Here is a 24,116-nt window from a genome sequence, read left to right on the forward strand (position 1 = left end):
ACCGCCCGCCGCCGCGCGGGCGTATTCCTATGCAGGACCCGAACACGCCGGCGCGGCCGGCATCCACAAGGACCCTGCGATGAGCTACACCCCCGACAACGCCCAGCTGCTGAACGCGATGCAGAACGTCATGGTGATCTCCACCACCGACCTGCAGGGCAACATCACCTACGCCAACGACCTGTTCTGCACGCTCACCGGCTTCGCCCGCGAGGAACTGATCGGCCAGCCGCACAGCATCGTGCGCCATCCGGATGTTCCCAAGGCCGTCTACAAGGACATGTGGGACACCATCAAGGCCGGCAAGACCTGGACCGGCATCGTGCCCAACCTTGGAAAGGACGGCGTGCTCTACGTGGTCGACACGACCGTGCAGCCGCTGTTCGACGCCGATGGCAACATCACTTCGTACATCAGCATCCGCCGCGTGGTGAACGACCTGATGCAGAACTACGACCTGGTCGAGTTCAGCAAGGAAAAGTTCGACGACTTCTACGAGGCCGCGTGAACGCCGTCCCGACCAGTACGCCCTTCAGCCGCCTGCTGGTGGGTTTCGCGTCCGAGTCGGGCAATGCCCGCGCCCTGGCCCAGCGCCTGGGCGCGGACCTGCAGCCGCACGCGCCGCAGGTGCTCCCGTTCAACGACATCGACGTGGCCAGTCTCGGCCACGGCGATGTGCTGCTGGCGATCTCCAGCTCGTTCGGCGATGGCGAGCCGCCAGCCAACGGCGAGCAGTTCTTCGCAACGCTACGCCAGACCCCAACGCTGAGCGGTCTGCGCTATGCGGTGTTCGGCCTTGGTGACACCGGCTACCCGAGCTTCTGCGGCTTTACCAAGGCGCTGGATGCCGCCCTGCGCGAGCGCCAGGCGCAGCCACTGCTGCGCCGCGTGGATGCCGACCTGGGCTACGAGCAGTTCTTCCAGCAATGGCAGCCGGTGCTGGGCCAGGTGTTGGATGGCGACCTCAACGCTGGCCAGGATCTGCACCTGCAGGTCACCGCTTATGGCGAAGACAATGCCTTTGCCGCGCCTATTCTCGAACGCCGCCGCTTGAACAGCAGCGACCCGGCGGCGTGGCACCTGCAGTTGGACATTGCCGGCAGCGGCATGGCCTACCGCGCGGGCGACACCCTGCACGTGGTGCCCGAGAACGACCCTGCCCTGCTGCAGGCATTGGCCGCTTGGTATGGTGACACCGCCGCCGTGGCCGCCCTGCATGATCGGGAGCTGCGCCTGCTGAGCAAGGGCGTGCTGCGCGAACTGGCCAGGCTCGGCGGCAGCGAGACACTGAAGGGCCTGTTGAAGGTCAAGCAGAAGCGCGAGCTGGACGCCTACCTGCACGGCCTGGACCTGCTGGACGTGCTGCAGGACCACGCCACCCCGGACAGCGTGCCGCTTGCCCGGCTGCGCGAACTGCTGTCACCGCGGCTGCCGCGTGCCTATTCCATCGCCTCGCACCCGTGTGACGACCAGCTGAGCCTGTGCGTGCGCGAAGTGCGCTACAGCCTGCGCGGCCGCGAGCGCTTCGGTACTGCCACCGGCAGCCTGCTGCATGGCGGCGACCATGCCCGTGTGTACTGCCGCTCCAACCCCGGCTTCCACCTGCCCGATACCGGCGAGGCACCGCTGCTGCTGGTCGGCACCGGTACCGGCATTGCACCGTTGATGGGCCTGATGCAGGAACTGCAGGCCAACGCCCACGAGCGCGAGGTGCATCTGGTATTCGGCGAGAAGCACAGCCAGCACGACTACCTCTACAGGGAACAGCTGCAGGACTGGCACACGCGTGGCGTGCTGACCAGCCTGCATACTGCGTTCTCGCGCGACGGCGCGGAAAAGGTCTATGTGCAGCATGTGCTGCAACAGCGCGCCAGCGAAGTGCGCGATGTCCTGGCCCGCGGCGGGCATCTGTACCTGTGCGGCAACAAGCGCCACCTGGAAAGCGCGGTGCGCGAAGCCATCGATGCCATCGGTGGCGAAGGGCACTGGGACGCGCTGCGGGGCGAAGGTCGCACGCACTGTGAGTTGTATTGATCTGTTGATCCTGTAGAGCCGAGCCCATGCTCGGCTGCTTTTCGCGACACCGCCAACAGCAGCCGAGCATGGGCTCGGCTCTACAACCGCAGCTCAACCACCGACGATGCGACCATCCACCACGCGCGCCACCTGCTGACCGAACATCGCCACATCCTGTGGATCGTGGCTGATCAACAGCAACGGGATCCCGGTCTTGTCCAGCACCGCCTCCAGCTCCTGGCGCAGGTGCTGGCGCAGGTCGTGGTCCAGAGCGGAGAACGGCTCATCCAGCAGCAGCGCCTGTGGCTGGGTCACCAAAGCCCGCGCCAGGGCGGTACGCTGACGTTGGCCACCCGATACCTGCGACGGCAGCAGATCGCCCACCGTGTCGATGCGGAATGCGTGCAACCACTGCTCCACCGCATCGATGCGCCGGCTGCGCAATGGATTGAACCAGCCGCGCTCCAGCCCGAACGCCACGTTCTGGCGCACGCTCAGGTGCGGGAACAATGCGTAGTCCTGAAAGACATAGCCCAGCCGGCGGCGCTGCGGCGGCAGATCCACGCCGGTGGCCGCATCGAACAGGGTCTGCCCCTGCAGCCGTACATGCCCCTGCCCCGGCCGCAGCAGCCCGGCCACCGCCTTCAGGGTCAGGCTCTTGCCCGCGCCCGAGGGCCCGAACAGCACCACCTGGCGCTGCGTGCACTGCAGCGCGACATCCAGCACGAATTCCTGGCCTGCTGCCAGCAGGCGACGCTGCACCTGCAGGTCAAGCCACATCTCGCAGCTCCCGGCGAGGTCCGCCCACCAGCCGCGCAGCCAGCAACAGGATCACGATGCAGACCACCGAGGTCAGGATCACCAGCGCGTTGGCCTTGCCATCCTGACCGGCCTGCACCGCCTCGTAGATGGCGATCGACAGCGTCTGCGTGCGGCCAGGAATACTGCCAGCCACCATCAGCGTCGCGCCGAACTCGCCCATCGCGCGTGCAAACGCCAGCAACAGACCGGCAAGAATGCCACGCCAGGCCAGTGGCAGCGTGACGCGGAAGAACACCGCGGCTTCGGACACACCGAGCGTGCGTGCGGCTTGTTCCAACTGCCCGTCCACTTCTTCGAACGCCGCGCGCGCCGGCTTGAACACCAGCGGCAGCGAAGCCACTGCCGCGGCGATCACCGCCGCCTGCCAGGTGAACACCAGGTTGATACCGAACCACGACTGCAGCCACGCGCCGATCGGGCCGTTGCGGCCGATCAGCACCAGCAGGTAATAGCCCAGCACCGTCGGTGGCAGCACCATCGGCAGGGTCAGAAGCGAATCCAGCAGCTCACGGCCGGGAAAGCGCCGACGCGCCAGCAGCGCGCCCAGTGCCACGCCCAGCACCAGATTGATCGCGGTGGCCCAGCCGGCCACCTTCAGCGACAACCCCAATGCGCTCCAGTCCAGATCCATGCCTCAGGGCTTGCCGAACCCGTGTTTGGCCAGGATCGCCTGGCCCTGTGCCGAACGCACGAAGGCGGTGAAGCGCTTGGCTTCCGCCTGCTGTGAGCTGGCCTTGACCACGGCCAGCGGATAGGCAATGCGCCCAGACACCGGCACCGCAAAGGCGCGGCGCACCCGGTCGGGCATCGCCTGCGCATCGGTGGCATAGACGAAGCCGGCGTCCACTTCACCGCGCGCCACGTAATCCAGCGACTGGCGAACGTTCTGGGTGGTAATGGTCTTGCCCTGCACCGACGGCCACAGGCCTGCCGCTTCCAGCGCACTCTTGGCATAGCGGCCGACCGGCACGCTGTCCGGGTTGCCCAGCGCAACGCGCTGCACACCGGCACCGGCCAGGTCCTTCAAGGTGCGCGGCGCGGCCTTGGCCTGCGGCGGCACCACCACCCACAGCGCGTTCACCGCGAACACCTCGCGGGTACCCGAAGCCAGCAGATTCTGCTGCTGGGCCTGGTCCATCGTGGTTTCATCGGCCGACGCGAACACATCCACCGGCGCGCCGCGGCTGATCTGCTGCAGCAGTACGCCCGACGCGGCGAAGTTGAAATCGACCCTGGTTCCCGGGTGCGCCTTCTCATAGGCAGTGCCGAGTTCGCGGAAGCTCTCGGTCAGGCTCGATGCCGCCGACACCGTCAGCTCAGCCGCCCAGGCCGGCACCGTGGCCAGCAGTCCCAGCAACAACAATGCCGCTCGCTTCATACCCAGCCCTCTGCCTGATCAGTCCAGTCCGGCGTCCCGGGCTACGGCCAGTTCCGCCAGCCGGTCCGGGTCCAGCAACAGCATCTCACGTTGGTTCACCGCAATCACACCCTCTTCGCTCAAACGGCGCAGCACGCGGCTCACCGTCTCCGGCGCCATCCGCAGGTAGTTGGCGATATCGGTGCGGGCCATGCTCAGGTTGAATCGGGTCGCCGAGAAGCCCCGCCGGGCATAGCGCTCGGAAAGATCCAGCAGGAACGCCGCCATGCGCTCCTCGGTGCGATGGTTGGCGGCCAGCGTGGCCACCTTGCCGATCTCGGCGCTGAGCAGGCTGAACAGCCGCGCCTGCAGCCCCGGCATGCGGCTGGCCAGCAGGCTCAATCGCGGGAACGAGATCCGGCACAGGTAGACGGTGTCCAGCGCCACGGCGTTGCACGGGAAGCGCGCGCCGTGGATGGCATTGAGCCCGATCACCTCGCCCGGCAGGCTGAAACCCAGCACCTGCTCGTTGCCCTGGCTGTCATCGACAAAGGTCTTGACCATGCCCGCGCGGACCGCTGCGATCGAATCGAACGGATCGCCCGCACGGAAAAGATAGTCGCCGGCCTGGAACGGGCCGACGTGGTCGACCAGCACATGCAGTTCGCCCAGCGCGGTCTTGTCGTAGCCCTGCGACATGCAGGCATCGGAGAACGCGCAGGTGCTGCAGAAATGCAGCGCGTCTCCGTCGTCGGCCGCTGCCGGATTGGGCGTGGCCGGTCGGGACGCAGGCGGAGCGGAGGAGTTCAGGGGCATTGCAGCGACGCAGGAACGAAGGCCCTCATCATACGACAGCGCACCACCCGGCCCTGCGCAACCTGCGCCTACTCGGGCGCAGGTTCAGCACGTCGTTGCGGGCCACGCTGGCGCACGCTGTCGCGCACGTCCACATCGAACTGGAGCTGCAACATGCTGTCGTCATCCAGGGCAATACCGAAGCCCAGCCCATCGCGGCAAGGCAGCCTCCCCGCCAGCGACTCAACGGCCTGGCGCGGCAGCACCAACCGGCAGAATGTCCCGCCATCGAGCAGCACGGCCTGGTCGCCGGCATGCAGCGACAGCGCCACGCCCCAGCCACCGCTGCCACCAAAGCGCGTCAGGTTCTCCACCGATTCACCTGCCAGCAATCGTGCCAGTTCTTCTTCATCCACGCGCAGGCGCATCGATTGCTGTTGCAGCTGGACCTTCATGCTGTGATGGACTCCCATTCCGACGGGGTATTGCAGTTGAGCAGCAACGCCTGATCCTCCGGCGCCAGTGGCAACCGTGTCACGCCCAGGCGTTCCTGCAGGGCGCGCAGTGAACGGCGCGCCGTCGGGTCATCGATCAAGGCCTGCAGCACGCGGCGGCAATGATCATCGATCTGCAACCGCATCGGCAACGGTTCATCGTCGAATACCGTGCAGGCGCGCGCTTGATCGGCCTGCAGGCGCTGCAACAGCGCGGGTGTCACCCGCGGCGTATCGACCGGCACCACCCAGGCAGGGCCATCCGTCATCTGCATCGCCACACTGTAGAGGCCGCCCAGTGGGCCGCAGCGTGCAACCCGATCCGGGATTCCGCCAAACGCCGGGTAGTTGCCGCTGACCCAGACCTCGCGCGCGCCCGCCTGCTTCAACAGGCCGCGCATGTGTTCCAGCAATGTGCGGCCCTGCCAGGGCAGCAGTGCCTTGTCGCGGCCCATGCGGGCGGACAGGCCACCGGCCAGCACGATGCCGTTGATGGTTCCATTCATGGTAGAGCCACGCCATGCGTGGCTGCGCCCACCGGATTCATCGGGAGAGCCTCATCCACGCATGGCGTGGATCTACTGGACCCGGCGCCCTCCTAAGGGCGCGGTCAATGCCCGTGGCCATGGGGGTGCAAGGCTTCGCCGTCCGTATGGCACAGGCTGCAGCCCTCGCTCCACTCGCTGTCGCCGTCCTCGTAATGCTCCTGCTTCCAGATCGGGCACTGGTGCTTGACCACCTCGATCAACTGCCGGCAGGCGCGGAACGCCTCGTCACGGTGCGGACTGCCGGCGGCCACCACCACCGCCACGTCGCCGATGCCCAACCGGCCCTTGGCATGCGCCACGTACAGCTTCAGCTTCGGACCGAACGTGGCCTCGACCTCTGCCGCCAACCGCTTGAACTCGTTCAGCACCAGCGGTTCGAACAGATCGTAGGTGATCCCGGTCACCCGCCGGCCCACATTGACGTCACGCACCTTGCCGATGAACACATCGATGCCGCCGAAGCCGGGATCGGAGACCGCCGCGATGCCTTCGGCCGGATCGATCGCCGCCTGCGCGCGGTCCACCACCTTCGCGATGATCTTTTCGTTCATCGCTCAGCCCCCGCTCACCGGCGGCAGGATCGCCACCCGGCCGTCGTCGGGCAGCGCGTCATGGTCGCGCAGCACGCGTTGCTGATCGGCGAACGCCGAGTAATCCAGCAAGCCGGCACGGAAACCCGGCCACCGCACCGGCAGCAGCTCACGCAGCGCCTGGCGCAGATCGGCCACAGTGCCGCCAGCCACTTCCACCGCGATTTCGCGGCTGGCGTCCAGATCAGAAAACGCACCGAACAACTGCAGATTCACCTGTCTCATCATGACTCCTGGCTCGCCAGCTGCACCGGGTCATGATGACCCCAGCCCTGCACACGCACCGGCGTGCCGGCGGCGACCACGCCGCCCTCGCCTTCGAGCACCACCCAAGCGTTGGCCTGCAGCATGGACATCAAACGGAACGACTCCTGCCCGGCCAGCACGCGCGCACTCAGGCGGCCCTGCGCGTCCACTTCCACCCGCGCCCGCGCGTGGAAGCGCAGGCCGGGCGGCGTGCGCACGTCGGCCTGCAACGGCAACGTCAGCACCGGCTCAGGTACCAGCCCCAGCAGGCGGCGCAGCACCGGCTCGACGAAGAAGCGCTGGCCCACCGCAGCCGACACCGGGTTGCCCGGCAGGCCGAAGTACAGCGCACCATTGGGCAGCACCGCGAACAGCAACGGCTTGCCGGGGCGGATCGCCACCTTGTGGAACACGATGCGCGCACCCCGGCCGCGCAGCGCGTCGGGAATGAAATCGTAGCGGCCGGCCGACACCGCGCCGGTGCTGATCAACAGCTGCGCACCCGCGTCCAGCGCTGCATCCAGTACCGCGTTGAACGCGGCCACCTCATCGCCCACCGTGCCCTGCCAGACCACCTCGGCACCGGCGGCCTGCAGGCGGCCGACCAGGTACGGCCGGTTGCTGTCACGGATCTGCCCGGATGCCAGCGTCTGCGCCGCCTCGGTCACCAGCTCCTTGCCGGTGGCGATCACCGCGGCCTTCGGCCGTGCCATCACCGCCACCTGAGCCACGCCGATGGCATGCAGCAAGGTGCGCGCGTTGATGTCCAGCACCTGCCCGGTCTGCAGCACGCGCTCGCCGTCGCTAACGTCTTCGCCACGCAGGCGTACGTTCTGGCCCGGCTTTACCGTGCCCTTCAAGGCAATGCGGGTCGGGCGTCCTTCCTCGCTGGCGAGGATCTCCACGTTCTCGACCGGCACCACCGTATCCAGCCCGACCGGCATGCGCGCACCGGTCATGATTTCCCAGGTCCCCTCGCCGCCTTCGGCGCCAGCATCGCCGGCCGCCTGCCAACCCTGCACGGCAAATTCGGTACCGGCTTCGAACGTCGCGCCGTTGGCGCGCAGCGCGAAGCCGTCCATCGCCGAGTTATCGAACGGCGGCAACGACTGCCCACTGTGGATGTCGCTGGCCAGTGTACGGCCGCCGGCCTCATGCAGCGGCAGATGTTCGGCCGGCAGCGGTGTGGCCGCGTCCAGCAGGTGCTGCAAGGCCTCGCTGTAGGCAATCATCAGTGGCCACCGCCATCGACCATGGCCAGGGCATGGCCCAGCACCGGCGTCAGGATGTCCAGGCACTGCGCCGCCGCCTTCGGGCTGCCCGGCAGCGCGAACACCAGCATGTTGCCCAGCTGCACCACCTCGGCGCGGCTCAACCAGGCCATCGGCGTATGTTGCGCGCTCAGCGCCCGCACCATCTGCGCCAGGCCATGCACCGGCCGCGCATTCAACGAACGCAGCGCCTCCGGAGTCAGGTCGCGCGGGCCCAGCCCGGTACCGCCGGTACACAGGCACAGGCGCACGCCCTCGGCGGCCAAGGCCTGCAGGCGGCCCGCCAACGGCTCAATGCCATCGGGCAGTACTTCGGCGGCTACCACCACGCCCCCCAGCTTCTTCAGCCCGGCCACCAGGGTCGGGCCAGAGATATCTTCATAGGTACCCTCGCTGGCGCGATCGCTCAGGGTGATCACCGCGCAGGCCGCGCCCTGCAGGCCCTTCGGCGCACGCGGCTTGAAACGCGCGCGCTCGGCCTCGTCCATGCCGTCCGGGTGCAGCCAGACCCCGCGCTTGCCGCCTTCCTTGAACAGCAGGCGGATGCCTTCGATGCGCAGGGCCGGTTCCACTGGTTTGCTCAGGTCGTACAGGGTCAGCAGCGCCGCGTTGACGCCGGCCAGTGCCTCCATCTCCACGCCGGTGCGCGCCTCGCTCGCGCACTCGCACCACACGCGGATCGCCTGCCGTTCCGGTACCGGCGCGCAGAACACCTGCACCAGTTCCAGCGGCAGCGGATGGCACAGCGGCATCAGCATCGACGCCATCTTGGCGCCCTGCAGGCCGGCAATCTCGGCCATCACCAGCGCATCGCCCTTGGGCAGGCGGCGCTCGACAATCAGCGGATAGGCCGCCGGACCGGCATGCAGCTCGCCCACCGCCACCGCACGGCGGCGGCTGATGCGCTTATTGCGCACATCGGCCATGTGGAAGGCCGCGTTCAATTCCCCACTCATCGTGTTGCTCATCCTCCAATGGAGGCCAGGTGCGGGGTCAGCCCGGTCTGGCCCTGGTGCAGTCCATGCCCGGCCGCTTTCAGGCCAAGCTGGGTGGTGATGCGTGCCAGCAGCGCGTCGTGGTCATCGTCGTGCTGTAGCAGCGGGCGCAGCGGTACGCCGAACTCGCCGAACAGGCACAGCCGCAGGTCACCCTTGGCGGTCACCCGCAGGCGGTTGCAGCCCTTGCAGAAGTCACGCGAATACGGGGCGATGATGCCGATGCTGCCGCGATGGTCGGGGTGGCCGAACTCGCGCGCCGGGCCGGCATCGGCCGCACGGGGGCGCTCGTGCCAGCCCGCGGCCAGCAGCTGCTCGATCACCAGGTCGGCGCGCAGGTGGTGGCGCTGGAAATAGGCTTCGTTATCGCCGGTGCGCATCAGTTCGATGAAGCGCACGCTGAAGGGCCGGTCACGCAGGTAGTCCATCCACTGCGGCAGCTCGTCGTCGTTCAGGCCGCGCAGCAGCACCGCGTTGAGCTTGATCGCCTGCAGGCCCAACGCCTGCGCCAAGGCCAGGCCCTGTTCGATCTCCGGCAGGCGGTCGTGCCCGGTGATGGTCTTGAAGCGTTCGCGCTGCAGGCTGTCCATGCTCACGTTCAGCGCAGTCAGGCCTGCCCGGTGCCAGCCCGGCAGGCGCCGCGGCAGCAGCGTGCCGTTGGTGGTGATGGCCACCTTGCGGATGCCTGGCACCGCCGCCACGGTGGCGATGATCTCGTCCAGATCCTTGCGCAGGCTGGGCTCGCCACCGGTCAGGCGGATCTTGCTCATGCCCAGCGCGGCAAAGGCCCGCACCAGGCGGCCGATCTCCTCCACCTGCAGGAAACGCGGGTGGCCGTCGGCCTGGTACCCATCGGGCAGGCAGTAGCTGCACCGGAAGTTGCAGGCTTCGGTGAGCGACAAGCGCAGGTACGGAAAGCTGCGTCCGAAACTATCGGTGAGTTGGCTCATGGCTGTTCCGCCTCCTGGTACCACCCTGCAGCCCTGCCCCTGAACGGGTTGTCGACCCCAGCCCGCAGAGTGCGCTGGGGCGTTGAAAGCGTCAACCCGGGAGGCACGCAGCCTGAATTGGCGCCACCTGTCGTGATAGGCCCGCCCCGCCCGTCCCGTTCGCCGTGACAACCTCGACACCTGTCGCAGATTGCACGTTGCGGGCGGATCACTACGCCAGCCAGCACTTCCGGGGCTTAACAGCGTAGGACAATGTCAAAAGCGTCTCCAATCGAGTGATGTTTGCAACTCTTCTGATTGGCATTGCACAGCGCCAAGGGCTCAGATGGCGTGCCACCGGAAAAGGGTGGCCGGGCTTCGAACACCCGAGTTGATGTTGATGTATGCGCTTGCCAGCCGGCGCCACCCTAGCGTGGCGCCGGCTGGCAATCCGTCTGCCGGCTATGGCGGGCGGTGCGTGGGGGCCTTCGGGCCCGCCGGACTGACATCAACCCGGTGTTCGAACCACGTACCGCCCGCCACTTTTATGGGTGGCGGCTACCGATTGCCCTGCACGGAGCCTTGCCATGAACGAATCGGACTTCCCCCATCTGCACGCCTTCCGCAGCACGGCCCGCGACGAGGGTTCGCCACCGGTTGCGACTACGGTTGACCGGAACACCTTCATTGCCAATCTCCACCGCATCGGCTCCGGTGCGGCGGCCGACGGACAACCCTGGCCGGAGCGGCATCAGCTGCCCGGGCGCTGCCTGGCCCTGGCCGACGCCGATTGCGCGTTAACCGGGTTGCGGGTGGTGCTGGAAATGCTGCTGGCAGCCGAACGCACCAGCCAGAACGGCGAACCGGAAGAGTACGTGGGCGACCGGGTGATGGAGGGGTTGGTCATGGCCTGCCAGTCGTTGTGCGCCCAGGCGGTGGGGCGGTTGCAGCCCGAAGGGTGAAGGCGATGCACAACGCCCTTCAGCTTGGATCGCTTTCAGCAGGCGTCAGTGCTCGCTGAAAGCGCTCCTCAGATCGACGCCGATGATCGGCGAGAAGTCCACCTTCCACAGCTCCAGCTCGAAGAGCTGATCGTGATTGTCCAGGCACAGGGTGACTCTCACCGGCACGCCGTCGGCATCGGCAAGCATCGCCGTGGCAATGTCGCTTCCGAAGACCTGGGTCGTGCTGGACAGGAACACCACGCCCCCGAATCCGACGACCTCCACGTCCTCCACCTGGGCCAGCGCCAGATCCTTCAACAACCGTTCGGACAGCTCGGTCGTCTCCGGCAGCAGCCTGTGGATGAGGGAGACCTCGTCGGGGGTGAGCAATCTGGGCACGGAGTGTCCTTCAGGGCACCGCGTCCGCCATCGGCAGATGCTCGATCCGCCATGTCTTGGCGTAGATGAGAATGACGCTTCCGGTCGAGCTGGTCTCGATACGAAAACACTTCAGGCCGGACAACGGATAGCCGACCGCCTTCCAACGATCAAGAAGATCAGCAAGTCCCGGCTCGTTATCGTCAACCTTGGCGAACTCAATTCGCTCTCCACCCAGTAAAACTGGCAGAGCGTTCTGCGCGAGCAGACATCCTGTGCGGCATGAGCCGGATAGGAAACAGCCATGACAACGCATCGATGGAGAATTTCCCCCAGTGACAGTAGCGGGAAACATACAAAGCGGAGGATCTAAAGCAATCACGACGAGACACGCGCAAACGTCGCCCTGCACATCGAGATGTTCTAGAACCCAAGACAGCGCCACCGCGCCAGCGACGAGCCGCCCCAATAAAGTTCGACACGCGGCAGGCACTTGGCGGCTGATGGCTACCCAGGAAACACTGGACGATTAACCTTTGGATCAGGCCCCGCCCAGCTTCTTAACATTCTTCTCCTTCACCACGTCCAGCATCGATTTGACCGCCTCAACTCCAGAGGGACCGGGCGTGCTCACTTAATCAATTAAAAAGAGTCGATCGCGGATATCCGGTTGAGGATGCAAAGCCAGCATCCTCAGCCGGACGTTTCGTTGTAGCGACTAACCGCCTGCCTCCAGCCCTAATGCGCTGACTGCGCCCCAAGGCATTGCGGAGACTCCCTTGCAACTTCCGTCTTTCAGGCTTGCCTTAGCGACAATGCCGTATCCATTGTCTCCGAAGAAGATAGCGGCACCGCTATCTCCAAATCCGCACGCCAACGACGATCCTTCGATGCGTATCCACGCGTCCGCGCAGGGAAGGTTTCCGGTTGGACCGCATGCGAGCTCGGGCCTGTGCTTGATGCTCACGACTGTTCCGCAGGTGTATTGGCTGGTGACGCCTCTGAAGCACATGCTCTGGCCTTGAGTAGCGTTGGTCCACATGTACATGATGCGGCGCCTACTGTAATCCGAAGTGGAGGTGGCATACACCTCCCGTAGCGGTGTGTGTGACCCCACCGTATGCCACTGAACGTCGTGGCTCGCATCATTGATCTGGTCCACGAACGTCAGCGGCACGGTGTACTTCCCTGCGCCGGTTGCGTAGTTGCCATAGATTAGATTGTCGGGGCAATGCGCCGCAGTGGTGATACCCCTTCGTCCAGTGGCCTTATGAATAACCGGAAATCCTGAGGTGCAGTAGCTATTGTTGGATTGGAGGGGGGCGCCGCCAACAACATACTCCGCGTTGACTGACTTCGGCATGTTGGGGCGGACTTCAATCTTGAGACCGGTGACTCTTTCAAGCTTCTTGATTGTATCCTTCAACTCTTCTGCTTGGCGGCTGTCGCCGTTTATGTCAATCAGCACCCGTTCTTCACCTGGGAACCCAGTCGTCCCCGTGATTCCTGGTATGGCGCTGTGAAGAAGAGGTCTGTGCTGAGCAAGGAGCGCGTAAAATTCGTCCTGGGTGTACTTGTGACCAACCTCGAACACCACACGGGTCGTCCCGCTCTCGGTGGTAATCGTTCGATCCGCGACTGGATCTGGCCCCTTGAGTTGAACCAGGATGTGTTGATCTGGCGCGTCTTTTATCGACAGTTCCGTTAGACGATCTGCGAACTCGATACGCAACGCTTCAATATCCGACATCACCTCACCTTGTACCGCTAGGCGCGTGATTGCTTCGTCTATCGAGACCGTGGGGTGTTCACTCAAATAGCTGTGAATCTGAATCTGCATCTCCTTGCCTTCTTGCGTGTCAGCGTCAGGCACCTGCGCCAAAGCACAGGTGGATACAAGAAGTGCTGCGGAGCATCCTAGAACCTTCCATTTCATGCGACATCTCCAGAGCTTGTAACAAATCATCGAGGCTTTCACATGCCTCGATGCGCGAGCCTAGCACTGTCTACCCTCCGACACCGCGACCTAGCTCACAAGTCTCAGTGGAATGATTGTGCACCCTGACGTCTGTATTGTGGTGGTGTTCGTTCGCGCATCTTTAGATGAGTTTAAGCACTTCATGGATCAGGCGATTGGTTCCTTGCCTGAGAATTTCGTACACACCCAGCCGCTCCTGCTGCGTGCAAGACAGCTCAATCATCCGTTCCACTTCGTTCCGGTTGTATGAGCTGTACTTCCTGATCCAGGCCACTGTCCGCATAGTATTGGTCATAGAAGCCAGTTGGCGACAGCGCCTCTCTTTCTCTCATTTTGTCTTTCATTTCCATTCGCCTCCATCCGCCGCCTGCGCTGCAGCCACAATAGGCCATGGAGCCGATATCACAGAACCCCTCCGATATAGTCGTCACCACGGCCACGCGCCCCAGGACCTGCCGGAACCTGCGATGCTCTGACAGCGCCTTCCCATTCGCGAACATGGCCAGTGGCGAGGTCGATGTGACCCATGCCCGACCTCGACGCTCGGCCGGAAAGTAGCGAACCAGGCACCGGGAAAGGAGATCGCCAAGTGCCAGCCACGCATTTCGCTTCCCAGGCGAGACCGCCCAGCCACTTATAGCGCTATTCGGCTGTAGACAAGGCCCTGTTCTTCATCGCGCATGACCCAGCGACCAGCATCACCCTCCGGGCACAGATAGAACATCCCGGAGTAGCTTGATTCTCGTGACCACGCGCTGCGAGCAAACTGTGGAAATCTCCGCATGACTCGCGCGCCGGACAACTCCGGCCTGCTCACCAGCCTACATTCTTCGGGCAAAGTAAGAGCCCCGCTGGTCAGGAGGAAAACCAGCCACGATTCATTTGTGTCAATGTCGTGCGACTCGCGTATATTGACTGCATCCTCTGGCACCATGAAGGCAACCATTTGGATTCACCGATTGCTTGCCTTGAGACGGCTTGATTGCGGTCTGCATACTCGGTGCTGGCAACTTCCATGCAACCAGAAAGTGCGATTGACAGCGTCACGATTGGGAGCAGCTTGGGAGCGTACATCTGAGGCATCCGAGTCATCAGTAAGGGAAGTTTCCACCGGGTCGATAGCTCCCGCACATCTGCGAGCAACTCCGCGTACGGCTCAATTGTCCAGATGATCGTCCGAGGCGGTTTGCCAGCTGATCCGCAGCGGAGTCAGCGCTGGAGTCGCCCTTGATGTTTTGATCGAACCACTATAGTTGTAGAACAACCCGCTCGCATCCGTGGCCTGCTGGCCCGGGAAGCGCAACGCCAGTTCGAACGCCACACCATCGCCATCCGGATCGGCACTCGGAATCTGGTTGCCGAATACCTCGCTCTTGTTGCTCCACTCCCAGATCGAGACATTCCGTACCCGATCGAACACCACGCGCGGCGTACCTAGGTGATCCGACTGGACGTAGGCCAGCTCCGGCACACCAGTGCTTGGCACATTGATCAGTGCCACCGGGCAGTTGTCCAGCCAGATGGCCTGCTGCTGGGCCTCGCCCGTGGCGGAATAACTGCCCAGCCACTGTCCGGCCTCATCGTACAGCGTGATCTAAGCTGCGCCACCGGCTGGAGTACGCAGCACGCGCTCGCCGCGATGGTTGTAACCGTAGCTTTCCAGCACGGCATCACCCTGCCTCACCGCGTTCATGCGGTTTGCATCGTTGTAGATGAACGTCTTGCTGCCGATGCTGGCGGTGTTGCCCACCGCGTCCTGGGTGCGCGCTTCGCCATCCACGGCGGTCAGCCGGTGGCTGGTTGCGGGATAGGTGTAGCTGGCGGTGCCTGCCGAGGTGGTCAGCGCGGTCCGATTGCCCGTGGCGTCGTAGGCATAGGTTTCGATCGGCGTGCCGGTCGCGCCGTCCTGAGTCTGGGTCAGGCGACCCAGCGTGTCGTAGGCGTACTTTGGCCAACACCGTCGAGCCCGTGCCGTTCTTCAGCTCGGTGACCGAGCCGACCGGGTCATAGCCGTAGCCCAGCGACAGGCCGCCTGCCGCCGGGTCGTGCACCGCCTGCGGGCGATAGTCGAGGTCCAGCGGGCGCTGCAACTGGCGGCCGTTGCCATAAATCCAACCGGTCGCCGGTCCGAAGGCCGCATAGGTCACGTTGTTCACCACGATCTGGCGGGCTTGGCCGGGCCGGGCCAGGCCGATCTGGCTGATGCGGCCCTGGATATCGCGCACGTTCCAGGCAACGGCTTCCCCCGTTGTTCCCCGCTACTGCCCGCGCAGGCGCACCGCAAAGTACCGCGCCGGGGAAAGGCCAAGCGCCCTCTTGAACATCGTGATGAAGGCCGTCACCGACTCATAGCCCAGCGTCTCGGAAACGCGTTGTACCGGTGCGCCCGCGGCGAGTTCACGAATGGCGATGAGCAGGTGCAGCTGCTGCCGCCAACGTCCGAAGGACAAGCCCGTTTCCCGCTCAATCAACCGGGTCAGCGTGCGCTCGCCCAGGGCCAGGCGCACGGCCCACTGGCTGATGGTGCTGCGGTCTGCCGGATCCGCCGACAGCGCCGCCGCCAGCGCACGCACCTTCGGGTGATGGCTGACCGGCAACGACAGGTGCTCGGCCGGCATCTGTACCAGCTCGTCCAGCAACACGCGCGCCAGCCGGTCGGTGCGGCTGCCATGCGGGTAGTCCAGCGGCGCGTCGGCCAGGTGCAGGATCATCTCGCGCAGCATCGGGGAGATCGCCAGCGTCACGCATTGCATGGGCAGATCGACGATGCCGGGCTCGACGAACAGGTAGCACAGGCGCGCGTTGGCGGTGGCGCGGTTGCTGTGCGGCATGCCACCCGGAATCCAGACGCCACACCGGGGCGGCACGATCCACAACGCATTGGCCACTTCGCAGGTCACCGCCCCATGCAGCGCAAGAATGAGCTGACCCTTGCGGTGCTCATGCACGGGAATCTCCGCGTCGTGCTCGGCCACCTGCAGGCGGCTGGCGACCGCCGGGCGATCGGTCTCGTCCGGGTCCAGGTCAAAGCCGGGGAGCGAAATGCGAGCCATCTCACAATGACCGGTTTTAGCGATTGACTGTCATTGTAGCGAAATTCGCCAGTGCGGCCGATCACTAGCATGAGCCGCATGCACTCCCCCACCCCGTTCCGCCCCTACATGCGCCAGGCATTTGCCCGGTTGAAAAACCCTGCCCTCAGGACCGATCAGGAAGCGCTGCTGTTCTCGCTCAAATGCCTGCTCGCCGCGTCGCTGGGGCTGTATGTCTCCTTGCGGATCGGCCTGAATCGCCCATTCTGGGTGATCGGGACGGTCTATCTGGTGTCGCAGCCCCTTTCCGGGGCAACACTGAGCCGCGGCCTGTTCCGCCTGCTCGGTACCGTGGGCGGGGCCGTCGCCACCGTCGTGCTGGTGCCACGCTTCGCCAATGAACCCCTGGTGCTGAGCGCCGCGCTCGCGGCGTGGATGGCGCTGTGCCTGTATCTGGCGATGCTCGACCGCACGCCACGTGCGTACGCGTTCCTGCTGGCCGGCTATACCACCAGCCTGATCGGGTTTCCTGCGGTGATGGTGCCGGGAGACGTGTTCACCATCGCCATCACGCGGGTGCAGGAAATCGCCATCGGCATCCTGGCGGCTACGCTGGTACATGGGCTGGTGCTGCCGCGCCGGGTCTCGATGCGCGTGCACGCGCGGGTTGCTGCCGTGCTGGATGACGCGGAACGATGGACACGCGACATGCGCGCCGGTGCATCGGACACGGTGCTGGCGACGGACCGCTCGAAAGTGGCCGCCGACCTGCTCGAGCTGCATGTGCTGTCGATCCACCTGCCCTTCGACAGCGCCCACGGCGTGGCCCAGGTGCAGATCCTGCGTGCCCTGCATGACCGGATGCTGGATGTACTGATGCTCTCCAGCGCGGTGGAAGATTCCCTCGCACGGCTGCGCTCATCACAGGCCAGCGCCATGGATTCGCCTGGCTGGCGCGAGCTGATGCAGACCGGCCTCGCCGCGCAACAGGCCGAGCTCGACCTCGCCCACGCCGACTGCCGCGTGCTGCAGGCACAACTATGCGCTGCCCGCCCCGACTGGCGCCGGCATGTACCTGCCCGCCTTGCCCGACATGCGCAGGGTGCGGTACTTCACCGGGATCATCGGCTTGCCCTGCGCAGCGCGCTGGGCGCGTTCGTAGGCATCCTGCTGAGCTGCGTGCTGTGGATCGTTACCGGCTGGCCGGAGGGCGCCACGGCGGTGTCCATCATCGGCACTGCATGCGTCCTGTTCGGCACCCTCGAAGCGCCGGCGCCGCATGTCATGCGCTATCTGGTGGGGTCGTTGATTGGCGTTGCCGTCGGCCTGCTCTACGGTCTGCTGATCTTCCCCGCGCTGTCCGATTTCGTCGGCCTGATTGCCGCGTTCGCGCCGGTGCTGCTGCTGTGCGGATCGTTCCTGGCCCGGCCGCCCTTCATCATGGCCGCCCTGGGCGTGGTATTGACCTTCCCGCTCATCGCAGGCCTGGGTGCGACCAATACGGTCAACATCGTCGGCGCACTCAACAACAGCGTTGCGTTGTTCGTCGGTACGGCAATGGCACTGTGCAGCATGCAGCTGTTCCAGACCGCCGATGCGGGCCGCAACCGCGCACGGCTGGAGCGTTCGATCCGTCGGGACATCGCACGACACGCCGCCGGACAAGATGATATGACCCGCGCCTGGCTCAGCCGCATGCTGGATCGAATCGGGCTGCTCGCTCCCAGGTTGCAGGGCTGTTCCAGCGCAGCACACGACCTGCGAGCGTTGTTTGCGGACGTCCGTGCGGCACGTGCATCCAGCCAACTCCGCTCACTGGACACGCGCCTGCAGGATCCGCGCATGCAAGCGCTTCAGGCGACGCTGATCGAACGCGTCGCAGCACATTTCAGGATCCGCGCCCACGCGCCACGCCGTGTCGACGCCCATCTCCTGGAACTGCTCGACCGCATGCGAGAAGCAGCGGTGGCCAGCAGCGCGGATCGGGAGCATCTGTCGCACCTGCTCTGCGGGTTGCGCCGCGACCTGCTGGCACCCCCGCTCACCCATCGGCACCGACCTCATGTTTTCTGATCTTTCCATTGATGGCGTGCTCATTCCCGGCCTGCTCGCCGTGGCCGCCGCCGCGCTGGCGCTGTCGATGCTGACCTCACGTCTGCTCGCCAGCCTCGGTCTGTACCGCTGGTTCGCCGCACGGCCGCTGGTAGGCCTTTCCCTGTTCGTGATCCTGGCGGAGCTGATGATCCGGCTTGCGCCTCTGTTCGAGAAATGAAATGAAACACACGCTTGCTGTCATCGGGCGCTGGAGCGCAACGCTGGTTGTATTCGCGATTGCTGTCGTCGCTGCACTGTCCCTCTGGAATCGTTACGAAACACGCCCGTGGACGCGTGATGGACGGGTGCGCGCCGATGTGGTGCGCGTCGCGTCGGACATGGGAGGCCTGGTCACCCAGGTGCTGGTGCACGACAACCAGCGGGTCAGCGCCGGACAGCTGCTGCTGGTGCTGGATCAACCGCGCTTCGCTGCCGCGCTTGAGAAGGCCGACGCAGCGGTCAGCAGTGCACGAGCGACGCTGACGCTGGCCCGCCGCGAATCGACGCGCGACAACGCACTTGGCAACCTGGTCGCCTCGGAAACACGCGAACGCAACGCCGCCAAGGTCGATACCGAGCTGGCCGCCCTTGCCCAGGCACGAGCCGAACAGCGCGTAGCCCAGCTCAACGTGCGACGTACCGAGGTGCGCGCGACTACCGATGGCATCGTCACCAATCTGGACCTGCACGCGGGCGACTACCTGCAACCCGGTGCGCAGGCGCTGGCGCTGATCGATACCGGCAGCCTGCGTATCGAAGGCTACTTCGAGGAAACCAAACTGGGCTGCATCACCGAGGGTGATGCCGCCGTGGCCCGGCTGATGGGCGACGCCCGCGATGTCCGCGGACACGTGGACACCATTGCCGCCGGCATTGCCGACGATCAGCGCTCGAGCACGCACAACCTGCTGCCGGCCGTGGCGCCGACCTACACCTGGGTGAGGCTTGCACAGCGCATCCCGGTCCGCATCCACATCGATGATGCGCCGGCGGATACGCGTCTGATCGTGGGTCGCACTGCGAACGTGACCATCACGCCCTCGGCCCAGGGAGCCTGCAAGTGAGCGTGCGAACCGTACGTGGTGGGCTGCTTGCCCTGCTGCTGCCGATGACGGCCTGCGTATCCGGCCCTGATTATCACCTGCCTGCGAATGCCGTCGCAGCCTCCCCCCGGGCGGCCCGGGCGTTCGTCTCAGGCCAGGACGCATCGTTCAGTCACGACGTGCCACCGGATCGGTGGTGGCAACTGTATGGCGACCCCCAGCTTGACGCCTACGTACGCGAAGCACTGGCGGCCAATACCGACCTGCGCGCCGCCGATGCCAACCTTCGGCGCGCCAGCGCTACCGTGCTGGAGTACCGTGCGCGCGGTGCCGTGCAGGCCGACGTGGATGCATCGGGCACGCTCGCCCATGCCGGTGGTTACACCCAGGCGTCGGCCGCGCCGCAGTCCTATGCGCTGGGTCTTCACCTCTCCTATCCGCTGGACCTCGCAGGCGGCATCCGCCGCGGCATCGAAGCCGCCAACGCGAACGCGGAGGCGGTTGCTGCGGCACGCGACCAGGTCCGCGTGGTCGTCGCTGCTGCCGTCACCCGTGCCTATCTCCAGGTGTGCACCCGCAATCACACGCTCGCCGCAACCCGGCAAGTGCTGGCGATACAGCGCGCCACGCTGGAGGCAACCCGACGCCTGGCTGCAGGCGGGCGCGGAACGGACTTCGATGTCAGCCGTGCCGGTGCCGCCGTCAACCGCAGCGCGGCGGGGATACCGCACCTGCTGGCGGAACGGCAGGCCTCACTGCTCGAACTGGCCGCACTAATGGGCAGGCTCCCGGCGGACTATCCCAGGGAAGCAGAAGGGTGCCCACAGCCCCCTGAGCTGGAGCAAGCATTGCCGGTCGGTGACGGCTGGCAGCTGCTCCAGCGGCGCCCTGACGTACGCGCAGCCGAACGCAGCCTGGCCGCCGCGACTGCAATGATCGGTGTCGAGACGGCGGGGCTCTATCCGCAGATCACTCTGGGCGCCTCCTCGGGCGTGGCTGGCACACCGGCGCATCTGCTGTCAGCCGACAGCTTCGGTGCGAGCATCGGCCCCGTGCTGTCATGGCACTGGCCCAACCGCCGCGCAGCCAAGGCCCGCATCGCAGCGGCTGGTGCCAATGCAGATACTGCTCTCGCTTCGTTTGACGGCATCGTGCTGCGGGCACTGCGCCAGACCGAGACCGCGCTTTCTGCCTGCACGCAGGAGCTTGAACGCGAGCGCAGCCTGGCGCAGGCGCGGATGGACGCAGCGCGGGCCGCCGGGCAGGCACAGCAACTCTACCGTTTCGGCAGGATCGATTTTCTCGACGTGCTTTCGGCCCAGGCCGCGCTGGCAGATGCGGAGTCCGCGTTGGCCACCTCGCGCGCGGAGCGGGTCGACCGTCAGATGGAACTGTTCCTGTCACTGGGCGGCGGTTGGGCTGCGGGCGACACAGCCGATGGTGCGATACGCTGAGATCATCTTCGCAGCAGCAGGCGCAACCCGATCTGTTCATGAACGGCATGCCGACACCCGTATTCATTCACATGGCCTGCCCTACATTCGCGTTCACAGCGCCGCATACCGCGGCCATGACGGAGACATCCCGATGACATCCATACGTCTGCTTGCCCTTGCCGTGAGTACGGCCGCAGCACTCGCCGCAGCTCCCGCCTTCGCGGATCCGCCGCACCACGCCCGCGGCAACGGCCCGCCGCCGCATGCCGGCGGCCCCCACAACCGTGATGCGCCGCCGCCGGGCTGGCAGAAGAAGGCCTGGCGACGCGGTGAGCGCCTGCCGTGGTCCGAAGTGGATCGCCGATACTGGGTGAACGACTATGCGCGCTATCACCTGCGTGAGCCGGGCCGCGACCGGCGTTGGGTGCGCCAGTCCGACAACGAGTACCTGTTGGTGGAGATCGCAACCGGCTTGATTGTTGACGCGCTGCATCGTTGAATGTGGAGCGCGCCGGGGCCCTGTAGCCGGGGCCCCGGCGGCGCTCCTATCCTGCTGCGACCCACGTCAATGATGCGAACCATCGGATTCCAAGGCGCGCTTCTCGCTGCCTTCCTCGTCGCAGGCCAGCCGGCCCACGCAACCCAGCACCCATCAGCGGCGGATGTAAAAGCGATCGAACAGGTGGTCGAATCGTTCCGCACCTCGCTGATCAACAAGGACAAGCCGACCTACATGGGCCTGTTCTTTTCGGAAAAACCGGAAGATGTCGGCTGGCAGTTCGTCTCCGAGGACACGCGCCTGCAGGACATCCGCAAGGCGAAGCCCGATGCGATCAAGGCTCGGCAGATTCCCACCAACAACTTCATCGCGCTGATCGACGGAGCGGTGGCTTCGCCGAAGCCAAAAGAAGAGACATTCTCCAACACCAAGATCGAGACGGATGGCGATGTGGCCTCGGTGTCGTTCGACTACAGCTTCCACGACGATGGGGTGAAGACCAACTGGGGCAAGGAAATGTGGCAGCTGATCCGGACCGAGCAGGGCTGGAAGATCTTCTCGGTGATCTACTCGGTCCGCGATTCACGCAGCCCGGCCGATTGAACGTCGTTTGACGGGGCCGAACCCAGGCCGCGATCCATTCAGCCTGCGCATTGGCAATCAGTGAGGGATCGGGCACAGTTCGGCCACGCGCAAGGACGCACGCCATGACCCGCCTGCTGATCATCGAAGACAACCCCGAGCTCGTAGCCAACCTGTACGCCTTCTTCGAGCCTCTCGGCTACGTGCTGGACGACGCCCGCGACGGTGCCAGCGGCCTGCGCCGGGCCACGCAGCACGACTACGACGCCATCCTGCTGGACCTGATGCTGCCGCGCCTGGATGGCATGACGCTGTGCCAGAAGCTGCGCCAGGAGTTCCAGAACCCGGTACCGATCCTGATGCTGACCGCGCGCGATCCAGTCGAAGACCGGGTTCAGGGCCTGGCGTTGGGTGCGGACGACTACCTGGTCAAACCGTTCTCGCTGACGGAACTGGATGCGCGGATCAAGGCCCTGGTGCGACGGGCGCAGGGTCGCCAGGTCCAGAGCGTGCTGGCGTGGAAGGATCTGCAGGTGGACACGCGCTCGCCACAGGCCTGGCGGCAAGGCCGCTGCATTACGCTGACGCCCACGTCGCACAAGCTGCTGATGTGCCTGGTGCGTGCGGCTCCCGCGGTGGTGCGCAAGCAGGAGATGCAGTACCTGGTCTGGGGCGACGAGCCACCGGACAGCGGCGCGCTGCGAACACACATCCATGAGCTGCGCCTGCAGGTGGACCGGAGCTTTGACACCGCGCTGATCACCACGGTGCACAGCGTCGGCTGGCGCATGCTGGCGTGAGCCCTGCTTCCCTCTACCGCCGGCTGAGCCTGCGCACCCGCATCACGATCTCGTTCGTGCTGTTGATGGCCGGTGCAATGGGTTTCATCGTCCTGGCCGAACAGGTCGACTACGACCAGGTCAGGGCCGCCGTCATCGCGCGGACCCAGGATAGTGCCGTGCAGAAGCTGCAGGGAACACTGGCCCGTGGCGAACACCCCGCCCTGCCCTCGGGTAGCCAGTTGTACGACAGCCATAGCGTGCCGATGGTCCTGCGCCAGTACGGTCCGGGCTACCACGGCGAAGCAGCACCCAACGAGTGGCACCTGCGTGTGTTCGACAGTGGCGGCCAACGTTATTACCTGCTGCAGGACGCTGCCCCCTATGGCTACCTGGAACACCTGATCAATGCCTTTGCGGCGCTGGTCATCTCGATCTGCGTGCTGGGCGCCTTCCTGATCGGTCGCAAGGTGGCGACGCACGTCATCGCGCCCATCACGCGCTTGGCGGACGCGGTGCAGGACGGCCAGAAGCCCTTTCCCTATCAGGACGCGCGCGACGAGATTGGTGTACTCGCCCGCGCCTTCGCCCGGCACAGCGACGAGCTCGAACGGTTCCTGCATCGCGAGCAGTGCTTCAGTGGCGATGCCAGCCACGAGCTGCGCACGCCGCTGGCCATCATCGGAGGCGCCGCAGAGACGCTCGCCTGCCAGCTTCCGGCCGACAGCCACCTGGTTCCCAGTGCCGAGCGCATCCTGCGCACCACCCAGGAGATGCAGCGCCAGCTGACCTGCCTGCTGCTGCTCTCGCGCGCCCCCAGTACCGTGCCGCGCAACCAGGTGGCCCTGCGTCCGCTGATCGAATCCTGCATGGAGCGCTGCGAGCCCTGGCTTTCCGGCAAGCCGGTGATCGTTGCGTTTGATGCCCTGCATGACACCGTGCTGGACACCAACGCGAATCTGGCGCACAGCGTGATCTGGAACCTGCTGCGCAACGCCTGCCAGTACACCGAATGCGGCGAAGTGCGGATCACCCTCCACGACTCCGCACTCATCGTCGCCGACACGGGCCCCGGCCTGCCCTCCAGTATCGACCCACAGCAGTTCGAGCGTTTCCTGCCCGGCAACCCGCACAGTGGCGAGGGACTAGGGCTGTCGATCGTGCAGCGCATCGTCGAGCATCTGGGCTGGAGGATGACGGTGCATTCCTCGCAGCAGGGATGCCGGTTCAGCCTGGAGTGGCCCCTCTGACGGTTTCCTGACGCGCGCGTGCACATGCTGGGATGGCT

The 24,116-nt window shown here is 65.5% G+C and carries 26 protein-coding genes and 1 pseudogene; 11 read left to right on the forward strand and 16 right to left on the reverse strand.

Features of this window, described 5'->3' with window-relative positions; translation table 11 throughout:
• Window positions 1–79: 79 nt before the first annotated feature.
• Complete coding sequence (locus FQS62_RS13055) at window positions 80–508, forward strand: PAS domain-containing protein (protein WP_208044191.1); 429 nt, start codon at window positions 80–82, stop codon at window positions 506–508.
• A complete protein-coding gene (locus FQS62_RS13060; RefSeq protein WP_208044190.1) occupies window positions 505–2,034 on the forward strand; it encodes a diflavin oxidoreductase in 1,530 nt (509 codons plus the stop codon). Before FQS62_RS13055 ends, FQS62_RS13060 begins: the two co-directional genes overlap by 4 nt.
• A 93-nt stretch (window positions 2,035–2,127) precedes the next feature.
• Here the strand turns inward: FQS62_RS13060 and FQS62_RS13065 are convergent, their stop codons facing one another.
• The 11 genes from FQS62_RS13065 to moaA all read right to left on the reverse strand — a co-directional run bounded on the left by FQS62_RS13065 (window position 2,128) and on the right by moaA (window position 10,084).
• The gene (locus FQS62_RS13065; RefSeq protein WP_208043068.1) at window positions 2,128–2,796 is read right to left on the reverse strand and encodes an ATP-binding cassette domain-containing protein; all 669 of its coding nucleotides are present in this window, start codon (window positions 2,794–2,796) and stop codon (window positions 2,128–2,130) included.
• Complete coding sequence (gene modB / locus FQS62_RS13070; protein WP_049447647.1) at window positions 2,786–3,469, reverse strand: molybdate ABC transporter permease subunit; 684 nt, start codon at window positions 3,467–3,469, stop codon at window positions 2,786–2,788. Before modB ends, FQS62_RS13065 begins: the two co-directional genes overlap by 11 nt.
• Before the next feature lie 3 nt (window positions 3,470–3,472).
• Window positions 3,473–4,216: a molybdate ABC transporter substrate-binding protein gene (gene modA / locus FQS62_RS13075; RefSeq protein WP_107379723.1), complete on the reverse strand. Its 744-nt coding sequence runs from the start codon at window positions 4,214–4,216 to the stop codon at window positions 3,473–3,475.
• A gap of 18 nt (window positions 4,217–4,234) precedes the next feature.
• Entirely contained in the window at window positions 4,235–5,011 is a 777-nt protein-coding gene (locus FQS62_RS13080; RefSeq protein WP_208043069.1) for a helix-turn-helix domain-containing protein, read from the reverse strand.
• Between the two features lie 68 nt (window positions 5,012–5,079).
• Complete coding sequence (locus FQS62_RS13085) at window positions 5,080–5,445, reverse strand: hypothetical protein (RefSeq protein WP_049454398.1); 366 nt, start codon at window positions 5,443–5,445, stop codon at window positions 5,080–5,082.
• Window positions 5,442–5,990, reverse strand: coding sequence for a molybdenum cofactor guanylyltransferase (locus FQS62_RS13090; protein WP_208043070.1), 549 nt, complete (start codon window positions 5,988–5,990; stop codon window positions 5,442–5,444). The genes FQS62_RS13085 and FQS62_RS13090 overlap by 4 nt, the downstream gene beginning before the upstream one ends.
• Before the next feature lie 104 nt (window positions 5,991–6,094).
• Window positions 6,095–6,583: a molybdenum cofactor biosynthesis protein MoaE gene (locus FQS62_RS13095; protein ID WP_208043071.1), complete on the reverse strand. Its 489-nt coding sequence runs from the start codon at window positions 6,581–6,583 to the stop codon at window positions 6,095–6,097.
• A gap of 3 nt (window positions 6,584–6,586) precedes the next feature.
• Window positions 6,587–6,847, reverse strand: coding sequence for a MoaD/ThiS family protein (locus tag FQS62_RS13100; protein WP_057499650.1), 261 nt, complete (start codon window positions 6,845–6,847; stop codon window positions 6,587–6,589).
• Window positions 6,847–8,100, reverse strand: a complete 1,254-nt coding sequence (gene glp, locus FQS62_RS13105) for a molybdopterin molybdotransferase MoeA (protein WP_208043072.1) — start codon at window positions 8,098–8,100, stop codon at window positions 6,847–6,849. The genes FQS62_RS13100 and glp overlap by 1 nt, the downstream gene beginning before the upstream one ends.
• Complete coding sequence (gene moaCB / locus FQS62_RS13110) at window positions 8,100–9,095, reverse strand: bifunctional molybdenum cofactor biosynthesis protein MoaC/MoaB (protein ID WP_226053617.1); 996 nt, start codon at window positions 9,093–9,095, stop codon at window positions 8,100–8,102. Before moaCB ends, glp begins: the two co-directional genes overlap by 1 nt.
• A gap of 8 nt (window positions 9,096–9,103) precedes the next feature.
• Window positions 9,104–10,084, reverse strand: a complete 981-nt coding sequence (moaA, locus tag FQS62_RS13115; protein ID WP_226053616.1) for a GTP 3',8-cyclase MoaA — start codon at window positions 10,082–10,084, stop codon at window positions 9,104–9,106.
• 566 nt (window positions 10,085–10,650) lie between these two features.
• Here moaA and FQS62_RS13120 point away from each other — a divergent pair.
• The gene (locus tag FQS62_RS13120; protein WP_208043075.1) at window positions 10,651–11,025 is read left to right on the forward strand and encodes a hypothetical protein; all 375 of its coding nucleotides are present in this window, start codon (window positions 10,651–10,653) and stop codon (window positions 11,023–11,025) included.
• Window positions 11,026–11,070: 45 nt separating this feature from the next.
• Here the strand turns inward: FQS62_RS13120 and FQS62_RS13125 are convergent, their stop codons facing one another.
• From FQS62_RS13125 to FQS62_RS13145, 5 genes and pseudogenes are all read right to left on the reverse strand, one after another.
• Window positions 11,071–11,406, reverse strand: a complete 336-nt coding sequence (locus FQS62_RS13125) for a DUF6984 family protein (protein ID WP_208043076.1) — start codon at window positions 11,404–11,406, stop codon at window positions 11,071–11,073.
• A 10-nt stretch (window positions 11,407–11,416) separates the two neighbouring features.
• Window positions 11,417–11,854, reverse strand: a complete 438-nt coding sequence (locus tag FQS62_RS13130; protein ID WP_226053615.1) for a hypothetical protein — start codon at window positions 11,852–11,854, stop codon at window positions 11,417–11,419.
• Window positions 11,855–12,103: 249 nt separating this feature from the next.
• Complete coding sequence (locus tag FQS62_RS13135) at window positions 12,104–13,321, reverse strand: S1 family peptidase (protein ID WP_208043077.1); 1,218 nt, start codon at window positions 13,319–13,321, stop codon at window positions 12,104–12,106.
• A 1,291-nt stretch (window positions 13,322–14,612) separates the two neighbouring features.
• A pseudogene (locus FQS62_RS13140) lies at window positions 14,613–15,603 on the reverse strand (RHS repeat protein); the annotation flags it as partial.
• Window positions 15,604–15,621: 18 nt separating this feature from the next.
• Entirely contained in the window at window positions 15,622–16,416 is a 795-nt protein-coding gene (locus FQS62_RS13145; protein ID WP_208043078.1) for an AraC family transcriptional regulator, read from the reverse strand.
• Window positions 16,417–16,485: 69 nt separating this feature from the next.
• On the opposite strand from FQS62_RS13145, the gene FQS62_RS13150 reads away from it, so the two are divergent.
• The 8 genes from FQS62_RS13150 to FQS62_RS13185 all read left to right on the forward strand — a co-directional run bounded on the left by FQS62_RS13150 (window position 16,486) and on the right by FQS62_RS13185 (window position 24,078).
• Complete coding sequence (locus FQS62_RS13150; RefSeq protein ID WP_268921779.1) at window positions 16,486–18,468, forward strand: FUSC family protein; 1,983 nt, start codon at window positions 16,486–16,488, stop codon at window positions 18,466–18,468.
• Window positions 18,458–18,667, forward strand: coding sequence for a DUF1656 domain-containing protein (locus tag FQS62_RS13155; protein WP_049447662.1), 210 nt, complete (start codon window positions 18,458–18,460; stop codon window positions 18,665–18,667). The genes FQS62_RS13150 and FQS62_RS13155 overlap by 11 nt, the downstream gene beginning before the upstream one ends.
• A gap of 1 nt (window position 18,668) precedes the next feature.
• Window positions 18,669–19,553 (forward strand): HlyD family secretion protein, encoded by an 885-nt coding sequence (locus FQS62_RS13160; RefSeq protein ID WP_107379732.1) that lies wholly within the window; start codon window positions 18,669–18,671, stop codon window positions 19,551–19,553.
• Window positions 19,550–20,986: an efflux transporter outer membrane subunit gene (locus FQS62_RS13165; RefSeq protein WP_049447664.1), complete on the forward strand. Its 1,437-nt coding sequence runs from the start codon at window positions 19,550–19,552 to the stop codon at window positions 20,984–20,986. Before FQS62_RS13160 ends, FQS62_RS13165 begins: the two co-directional genes overlap by 4 nt.
• A 133-nt stretch (window positions 20,987–21,119) precedes the next feature.
• Entirely contained in the window at window positions 21,120–21,467 is a 348-nt protein-coding gene (locus tag FQS62_RS13170) for an RcnB family protein (protein ID WP_208043079.1), read from the forward strand.
• A gap of 69 nt (window positions 21,468–21,536) precedes the next feature.
• Window positions 21,537–22,070, forward strand: coding sequence for a nuclear transport factor 2 family protein (locus FQS62_RS13175; RefSeq protein ID WP_208043334.1), 534 nt, complete (start codon window positions 21,537–21,539; stop codon window positions 22,068–22,070).
• Window positions 22,071–22,174: 104 nt separating this feature from the next.
• Window positions 22,175–22,849 (forward strand): response regulator transcription factor, encoded by a 675-nt coding sequence (locus FQS62_RS13180; RefSeq protein ID WP_049447667.1) that lies wholly within the window; start codon window positions 22,175–22,177, stop codon window positions 22,847–22,849.
• Window positions 22,846–24,078 (forward strand): sensor histidine kinase, encoded by a 1,233-nt coding sequence (locus FQS62_RS13185; RefSeq protein WP_208043326.1) that lies wholly within the window; start codon window positions 22,846–22,848, stop codon window positions 24,076–24,078. Before FQS62_RS13180 ends, FQS62_RS13185 begins: the two co-directional genes overlap by 4 nt.
• Window positions 24,079–24,116 lie beyond the last annotated feature (38 nt).

Source organism: Stenotrophomonas sp. SBJS02, assembly GCF_020428325.2.
GTDB classification, from domain to species: domain Bacteria; phylum Pseudomonadota; class Gammaproteobacteria; order Xanthomonadales; family Xanthomonadaceae; genus Stenotrophomonas; species Stenotrophomonas africana.

Bases quoted from the DNA above. Each gene is read 5' to 3' on its own strand.
- FQS62_RS13085 (WP_049454398.1), bottom strand. From the start codon at position 5,445: ATGAAGGTCCAGCTGCAACAGCAATCGATGCGCCTGCGCGTGGATGAA.
- FQS62_RS13065 (WP_208043068.1), bottom strand. From the start codon at position 2,796: ATGTGGCTTGACCTGCAGGTGCAGCGTCGCCTGCTGGCAGCAGGCCAG.
- FQS62_RS13100 (WP_057499650.1), bottom strand. From the start codon at position 6,847: ATGAGACAGGTGAATCTGCAGTTGTTCGGTGCGTTTTCTGATCTGGAC.
- FQS62_RS13055 (WP_208044191.1), top strand. From the start codon at position 80: ATGAGCTACACCCCCGACAACGCCCAGCTGCTGAACGCGATGCAGAAC.
- FQS62_RS13090 (WP_208043070.1), bottom strand. From the start codon at position 5,990: ATGAATGGAACCATCAACGGCATCGTGCTGGCCGGTGGCCTGTCCGCC.
- FQS62_RS13155 (WP_049447662.1), top strand. From the start codon at position 18,458: ATGTTTTCTGATCTTTCCATTGATGGCGTGCTCATTCCCGGCCTGCTC.
- FQS62_RS13175 (WP_208043334.1), top strand. From the start codon at position 21,537: ATGATGCGAACCATCGGATTCCAAGGCGCGCTTCTCGCTGCCTTCCTC.
- FQS62_RS13080 (WP_208043069.1), bottom strand. From the start codon at position 5,011: ATGCCCCTGAACTCCTCCGCTCCGCCTGCGTCCCGACCGGCCACGCCC.
- moaCB (WP_226053617.1), bottom strand. From the start codon at position 9,095: ATGAGTGGGGAATTGAACGCGGCCTTCCACATGGCCGATGTGCGCAAT.
- FQS62_RS13170 (WP_208043079.1), top strand. From the start codon at position 21,120: ATGACATCCATACGTCTGCTTGCCCTTGCCGTGAGTACGGCCGCAGCA.
- FQS62_RS13180 (WP_049447667.1), top strand. From the start codon at position 22,175: ATGACCCGCCTGCTGATCATCGAAGACAACCCCGAGCTCGTAGCCAAC.
- moaA (WP_226053616.1), bottom strand. From the start codon at position 10,084: ATGAGCCAACTCACCGATAGTTTCGGACGCAGCTTTCCGTACCTGCGC.
- modB (WP_049447647.1), bottom strand. From the start codon at position 3,469: ATGGATCTGGACTGGAGCGCATTGGGGTTGTCGCTGAAGGTGGCCGGC.
- FQS62_RS13120 (WP_208043075.1), top strand. From the start codon at position 10,651: ATGAACGAATCGGACTTCCCCCATCTGCACGCCTTCCGCAGCACGGCC.
- FQS62_RS13145 (WP_208043078.1), bottom strand. From the start codon at position 16,416: ATGGCTCGCATTTCGCTCCCCGGCTTTGACCTGGACCCGGACGAGACC.
- FQS62_RS13150 (WP_268921779.1), top strand. From the start codon at position 16,486: ATGAGCCGCATGCACTCCCCCACCCCGTTCCGCCCCTACATGCGCCAG.
- FQS62_RS13160 (WP_107379732.1), top strand. From the start codon at position 18,669: ATGAAACACACGCTTGCTGTCATCGGGCGCTGGAGCGCAACGCTGGTT.
- FQS62_RS13135 (WP_208043077.1), bottom strand. From the start codon at position 13,321: ATGAAATGGAAGGTTCTAGGATGCTCCGCAGCACTTCTTGTATCCACC.
- modA (WP_107379723.1), bottom strand. From the start codon at position 4,216: ATGAAGCGAGCGGCATTGTTGTTGCTGGGACTGCTGGCCACGGTGCCG.
- FQS62_RS13095 (WP_208043071.1), bottom strand. From the start codon at position 6,583: ATGAACGAAAAGATCATCGCGAAGGTGGTGGACCGCGCGCAGGCGGCG.
- glp (WP_208043072.1), bottom strand. From the start codon at position 8,100: ATGATTGCCTACAGCGAGGCCTTGCAGCACCTGCTGGACGCGGCCACA.